Source organism: Pseudomonas sp. NFACC32-1 (assembly GCF_900101215.1).
GTDB lineage: Bacteria > Pseudomonadota > Gammaproteobacteria > Pseudomonadales > Pseudomonadaceae > Aquipseudomonas.
The window spans coordinates 391,711-398,009 of sequence record NZ_FMUL01000004.1 but is presented as its reverse complement, the minus strand read 5'-3'; the positions used below and the strand labels follow the sequence as shown (position 1 = coordinate 398,009).

4 protein-coding genes and 1 pseudogene are annotated in these 6,299 nt (G+C 59.1%); 3 read left to right on the top strand and 2 right to left on the bottom strand.

Going from position 1 to position 6,299, the window contains the following annotated elements; all coding sequences use genetic code 11:
- The 3 genes and pseudogenes from BLP99_RS26185 to fdxA form a co-directional block, all read left to right on the top strand.
- Nucleotides 1–106 (top strand): annotated as a pseudogene (locus tag BLP99_RS26185) (IS110 family transposase); the annotation flags it as partial.
- Nucleotides 107–585: 479 nt separating this feature from the next.
- Nucleotides 586–3,153, top strand: a complete 2,568-nt coding sequence (gene mutS / locus BLP99_RS09800; protein WP_172834647.1) for a DNA mismatch repair protein MutS — start codon at nt 586–588, stop codon at nt 3,151–3,153.
- A gap of 142 nt (nt 3,154–3,295) precedes the next feature.
- Entirely contained in the window at nt 3,296–3,619 is a 324-nt protein-coding gene (fdxA, locus tag BLP99_RS09795) for a ferredoxin FdxA (RefSeq protein ID WP_072387901.1), read from the top strand.
- Between the two features lie 531 nt (nt 3,620–4,150).
- On the opposite strand, the gene rpoS is transcribed toward fdxA, so the two are convergent.
- Both rpoS and BLP99_RS09780 read right to left on the bottom strand, forming a co-directional pair.
- On the bottom strand, nt 4,151–5,161 hold the full coding sequence (rpoS, locus tag BLP99_RS09785; RefSeq protein WP_072387904.1) for an RNA polymerase sigma factor RpoS: 1,011 nt from the start codon (nt 5,159–5,161) through the stop codon (nt 4,151–4,153).
- Nucleotides 5,162–5,266: 105 nt separating this feature from the next.
- Nucleotides 5,267–6,115 (bottom strand): peptidoglycan DD-metalloendopeptidase family protein, encoded by an 849-nt coding sequence (locus tag BLP99_RS09780; RefSeq protein ID WP_072387907.1) that lies wholly within the window; start codon nt 6,113–6,115, stop codon nt 5,267–5,269.
- Nucleotides 6,116–6,299 lie beyond the last annotated feature (184 nt).

Genomic DNA, 6,299 nt, shown 5'->3' with positions numbered 1-6,299 from the left:
TCGCCACTCCAATGTCGTCGCGTGTGCGCTAGCAAACAAACTGGCGCGAATCGTGTGGGCGGTACTGGCCAAAGGCGGCCAGTACGACCCACATCCGAACGCTTGAATGCACAGCGTTACCACCGGCTTTTGCGACGTCACTGACTGATGACAGTAAACGGCAAACGGCCCGACTGAGAACCTGGCAATAAAATCAGCTTTAGAAGCTGAGGGTTTTTTCAGGACAGTTGGGAGCGGCTACTCATCGAGGGCCGAGCGTTGTTGCAGCAACGCTCACAACGAGCCCGGATACATTAGCGCAAGCCAGCTTTACCGAAAACAGCCCATGAGGTTGCAGGAGAAGGGCTGACCATACATTTTATTATCTCCAGCCCATGCTCCGTAAGGCGACTGCAGGCACCTCGGCGGCAAGAAATACCCAAGGGTCAGAAATCCTGCTTTACCAAAGCGATGGAAGACGCTCATCCCTGGGTCCCACCAGACCACCCATGTTAACCTTGCGCCCATCGCGGAAAAGCCGGGCCAATGCCCCTCCTTTTGCCCCACCCCTTTCAACGAGCTTGCCTGACACCCATGAACACCGCCGTGAACGACCTGTCCTCCCACACGCCGATGATGCAGCAATACTGGCGCCTGAAGAACCAGCACCCCGACCAGTTGATGTTCTACCGCATGGGCGACTTCTACGAAATCTTCTACGAGGATGCGAAGAAGGCCGCCAAGTTGTTGGACATCACCCTGACGGCGCGTGGGCAATCGGCGGGCATGGCGATTCCGATGTGTGGGATTCCTTACCATGCGGCGGAAGGTTACCTGGCGAAGCTGGTCAAGCTCGGCGAATCCGTGGTGATCTGCGAGCAAGTCGGCGACCCGGCCACCAGCAAGGGCCCCGTGGAACGCCAAGTCGTGCGGATCATCACCCCGGGTACGGTCAGTGACGAGGCCTTGCTGGATGAACGCCGGGACAACCTGATCGCCGCAGTGCTGGGGGACGAGCGTCTGTTCGGCCTGGCGGTGCTGGACATCACCAGCGGCAATTTCTCGGTGCTGGAAATCAAGGGTTGGGAAAACCTGCTGGCGGAGCTGGAGCGGGTCAATCCTGTGGAACTGCTGATTCCCGACGACTGGCCCAAGGATCTGCCGGCAGAAAAACGCCGTGGCGTACGTCGCCGCGCGCCGTGGGATTTCGAGCGTGATTCGGCGCTGAAAAGCCTCTGCCAACAGTTCGCCACCCAGGACCTCAAGGGCTTCGGCTGTGAAAACCTGACCCTGGCCATCGGCGCGGCCGGCTGCCTGCTGGCCTACGCCAAGGAAACCCAACGCACCGCCCTGCCCCATTTGCGCAGCCTGCGCCATGAGCGTCTGGACGACACGGTGGTGCTGGACGGTGCCAGCCGCCGCAACCTGGAATTGGACACCAACCTGGCCGGCGGGCGCGACAACACTTTGCAATCGGTGGTCGACCGCTGCCAGACCGCCATGGGCAGCCGCTTGCTCACCCGCTGGCTGAACCGCCCCCTGCGAGACCTGACGGTGTTGCTGGCCCGACAGACGTCGATTACCTGCTTGCTGGACCGGTACCGCTTCGAACAATTGCAGCCACAGCTCAAGGAAATCGGCGACATCGAGCGGATCCTGGCGCGTATCGGCCTGCGCAACGCCCGTCCCCGTGACCTGGCGCGCCTGCGCGACGCCCTGGGCGTCTTGCCCGAACTCCAGGCAGCGATGACCGATCTCGAGGCCCCGCACCTGCAGCATCTGGCGCGCAACACCAGCACCTACCCGGAGCTGGCCGCGCTGCTTGAAAAAGCGATCATCGACAACCCGCCGGCAGTGATCCGTGACGGCGGCGTCCTGAAGACCGGCTACGATGCCGAGCTCGACGAACTGCAAGCCCTGAGCGAAAACGCCGGCCAGTTCCTCATCGACCTGGAAGCCCGGGAAAAAGCTCGCACCGGCCTGACCAACCTCAAGGTCGGCTATAACCGCATCCATGGTTATTTCATCGAGTTGCCGAGCAAGCAGGCCGAACAGGCCCCGGCCGACTACATTCGTCGCCAGACCCTCAAGGGTGCCGAGCGCTTCATCACCCCGGAACTCAAGGCGTTCGAAGACAAGGCCCTGTCGGCCAAGAGCCGCGCCCTGGCACGGGAGAAGATGCTCTATGACGCCCTTCTCGAGGATCTGATCAGCCAACTGCCGCCGCTACAGGACACCGCTGCCGCGCTGGCGGAGCTGGACGTATTGAGCAACCTGGCCGAACGAGCCTTGAACCTGGACCTGAACTGCCCGCGCTTCGTCAGCGAACCGTGCATGCGCATCAGCCAAGGTCGTCACCCAGTGGTCGAGCAGGTACTGACCACCCCGTTCGTGGCCAACGACCTGAGCCTGGACGACAATACCCGCATGCTGGTAATCACCGGTCCGAACATGGGCGGTAAATCCACCTACATGCGCCAGACCGCCCTGATCGTGCTGCTGGCTCACATCGGCAGTTTCGTACCGGCGGCCAGCTGCGAGTTATCCCTGGTGGACCGCATCTTCACCCGGATCGGCTCCAGCGATGACCTGGCCGGGGGACGCTCGACCTTCATGGTGGAAATGAGCGAGACCGCCAATATCCTGCACAACGCCACCGAGCGTAGCCTGGTGCTGATGGACGAAGTGGGACGCGGCACCAGCACCTTCGACGGCCTGTCGCTGGCCTGGGCGGCGGCGGAACGACTGGCACAGCTGCGCGCCTATACGTTGTTCGCAACTCACTATTTCGAGTTGACGGTGCTGCCGGAAAGCCAGCCGCTGGTGGCCAACGTCCACCTCAATGCCACCGAGCACAATGATCGAATCGTGTTCCTGCACCATGTACTGCCCGGCCCGGCCAGCCAGAGCTACGGCCTGGCGGTGGCACAGCTGGCCGGCGTGCCTGGCGACGTGATCAGCCGCGCCCGGGAGCACTTGAGCCGCCTGGAAACCACCAGCCTGCCCCACGAAGCACCGCGCCCGGCCAAGGGCAAACCCGCCGCCCCGCAGCAAAGCGACCTGTTCGCCAGCCTGCCGCATCCGGTACTCGATGAACTGGCCAAGCTCGACCTGGACGACTTCACCCCACGCCGGGCATTGGATTTACTCTATACATTGAAGACACGGATCTAACGCACAGGCTTTCAAGCTGTTAGAATCTCGCGCGGTTTGGGATGCTGCAGGCAACTAGCCTGGTCTGCAGACTATCGCTCCCAAACCTGGCGAGCCCACCGTGAAGGGTCTTCGCTGCCGCCGCCTGAGGAGAAAACTAGAAATGACCTTCGTCGTCACCGACAACTGCATCAAGTGCAAGTACACCGACTGCGTAGAAGTCTGTCCGGTGGACTGCTTCTACGAAGGGCCTAACTTCCTGGTCATTCACCCGGACGAGTGCATTGACTGCGCCCTGTGTGAACCGGAATGCCCGGCACAAGCCATCTTCTCGGAGGACGAAGTGCCGGCCGGCATGGAGAACTTCATCGAGCTGAACGCCGAGCTGGCGGATATCTGGCCGAACATCACCGAGAAGAAAGACGCCCTGCCAGACGCTGAAGAGTGGGATGGCAAGCCAGGCAAGATCGCGGACCTCGAACGCTGATCCTTCCTGCGCTCATCGAAAAGGCCCCTTGCGGGCCTTTTTGCTTTTGCGAATTCAAGGAATTACAGGCAAAAAAAGGGGCGGTTTGACCCGCCCACATTTTTTCCCTAATCCCTTTGATCCTTTTCATCATCCTGATGAATCGCATCCTGCGATGTCCTTCCTTCCCCATCGTCCGTGACGGGTGTGTCTGTCCGTCGACACAGGACTGATATTAGTGTTTTCCCAGGTGAGTGCAACGTGGCTGATACAGGTGGCTTGCTCTGTCACGCCACATTCACAAAATAAAAAACCTTACAAATCATATAAATACAAAAAAATCACAGTGCTTATAGCTGTCTGTCCCGCCAATGAGAAACCGATCACTTACGCAACACTAGGCAAAGGCTTACACGCTGAATCTATAAATAGAGAAGGCGTAGAAATCCCTCGCCACAAGCGTGCATCGCAGAGCGTAGTGCTCGATACATCTGCTCAAAAACGGAAAAACCCCGAACCAGTCGGGGTTTTTCTCGCTGCTCTGCACTCGGGTTACTGAAACAGCGACTCACTCGACAGGCCATTCTTCTCCAGGATCTCCCGCAAGCGCTTGAGGCCTTCCACCTGGATCTGCCTGACCCTTTCCCGGGTCAAGCCAATTTCCAGGCCGACGTCTTCGAGGGTGCTGCTTTCATGGCCGCGCAGGCCAAAACGCCGGATCACCACCTCCCGTTGCTTGTCCGTCAGTTCCGAGAGCCACTGATCAATGCTCTGGGACAAGTCGTCATCCTGGAGCAGTTCGCAAGGGTCGGTGGGGCGTTCGTCAGTGAGGGTGTCCAGCAGGGTCTTGTCCGAATCCGGCCCCAGCGAGACGTCCACGGAGGAAACCCGCTCGTTGAGTCCGAGCATGCGCTTGACCTCGCCCACCGGTTTTTCCAGCAGGTTGGCGATTTCTTCCGGTGAAGGCTCATGGTCGAGCTTCTGGGTCAGCTCGCGGGCGGCCCGCAGGTAGACATTCAGCTCCTTGACCACGTGGATCGGTAGCCGGATCGTACGGGTCTGATTCATGATCGCCCGTTCGATGGTCTGGCGAATCCACCAGGTGGCATAGGTCGAGAAACGGAACCCCCGTTCAGGGTCGAATTTCTCGACGGCGCGGATCAATCCCAGGTTGCCCTCTTCGATCAGGTCCAGCAACGAGAGCCCACGATTGACGTAACGTCGGGCGATTTTCACCACCAGGCGCAGGTTGCTTTCAATCATGCGTTTTCGACCGGCCGGATCGCCACTTTGCGACAGCCGCGCAAAATGAACTTCTTCCTCTGGGGAGAGCAGTGGCGAGAAACCGATTTCGTTGAGGTACAGCTGAGTGGCGTCCAGCGCCCGGGTGTAATCGATGTACTTATGTTGTTTAAGTGAAGCGGAGTGTCTGGATTTGGCACGAACGGAAGGTGGAGATGACGCCCCTTCATCATTCGACATCGAATCCATAGCGATGCCGGTCTCCATAAGGAGAACCTCATCGTCGATGTCAAACTCCGGCACTTCTTTACTGAGAGCCATTGTTATAGTCCTTTGGTGAGTTCGACCTCAAGCTCGAGCGACGCCTTTATCCTTGGCAACGCTGGAGCCTGTTCCCTCTACGTGACGGAACAGGCTGACAACCTATCAACGACGTGGCAGGAATTGCAGCGGATCTACCGGTTTACCTTGTCGGCGAATCTCAAAATGCAGTTTCACCCGGTCTGTACCCGTCGACCCCATTTCGGCAATTGTCTGTCCGACCTTGACCTGCTGCCCCTCCCGAACCAACAGCCTGCGGTTGTGACCGTAGGCACTGACGTAGGTATCGCTGTGTTTGATGATCACGAGTTCGCCGTAGCCCCTCAAACCACTCCCGGCGTACACAACCGTGCCATCAGACGCGGCTAAAACAGGCTGTCCCAAATCTCCGGCGATATCAATTCCTTTATTCAAACTACCGTTTGAAGAGAATTTTCCAATAAGAACGCCATTAGAAGGCCATCCCCAGCCTGTCGGGGCGGGGCCTGCCGGAGGCAGTGGAGCGGGGGCCGGTTTGTTCGCGACGGACGGTACTGTCGCCGTCGCAGCCCCCACTGGCCGGCGTATCACCGTGGTTTTACTCGAAGACGAAGGCGTCGATCCGGACTGGGTGACCACCGCGGTTGGCGTTGAACCGCTGCGACCATCGAAGCGAATCGTCTGACCTGGATGAATGGTATAGGGCGCAGGAATGTTGTTACGCGCCGCGAGAGCCTTGTAGTCCCAGCCATAGCGAAAAGCGATGGAAAACAGCGTATCGCCGCGACGGACTACATACTGACCGGTCGTTACTGTAGGACGTTGCGGCGCAGCATTGTTGCGATCGACGACCCGGACATTACCCGATGGTGTACTGGAACAACCGACCAGCAAGAAGCTGCTCAAGACAAGGCCAGTCAACAGGCGCTGAAAGCTCGTGATACTCATACGCTGCGCAATGACTGTGAGACTCACCCGCCGCTCCCTTTGTGGTGGCTGAAAAAATGGAAACTGCCTGTCCAGGCAGAGGTGGCGCGAGTATAACGGGCCGCGCCCACCCTTCTATCAATGACGCGCGGGACGCTACCGCACACGTTTGCTCGCCGCCGTTGAAGCGTATTCGACAAATCGATGCCGCTGTAAGACACAGCCAGCGTCA

What these genes read in the sequence shown, in the direction of transcription:
- fdxA (WP_072387901.1), top strand. Translation starts at nt 3,296, where the DNA reads ATGACCTTCGTCGTCACCGACAACTGCATCAAGTGCAAGTACACCGAC.
- rpoS (WP_072387904.1), bottom strand. Translation starts at nt 5,161, where the DNA reads ATGGCTCTCAGTAAAGAAGTGCCGGAGTTTGACATCGACGATGAGGTT.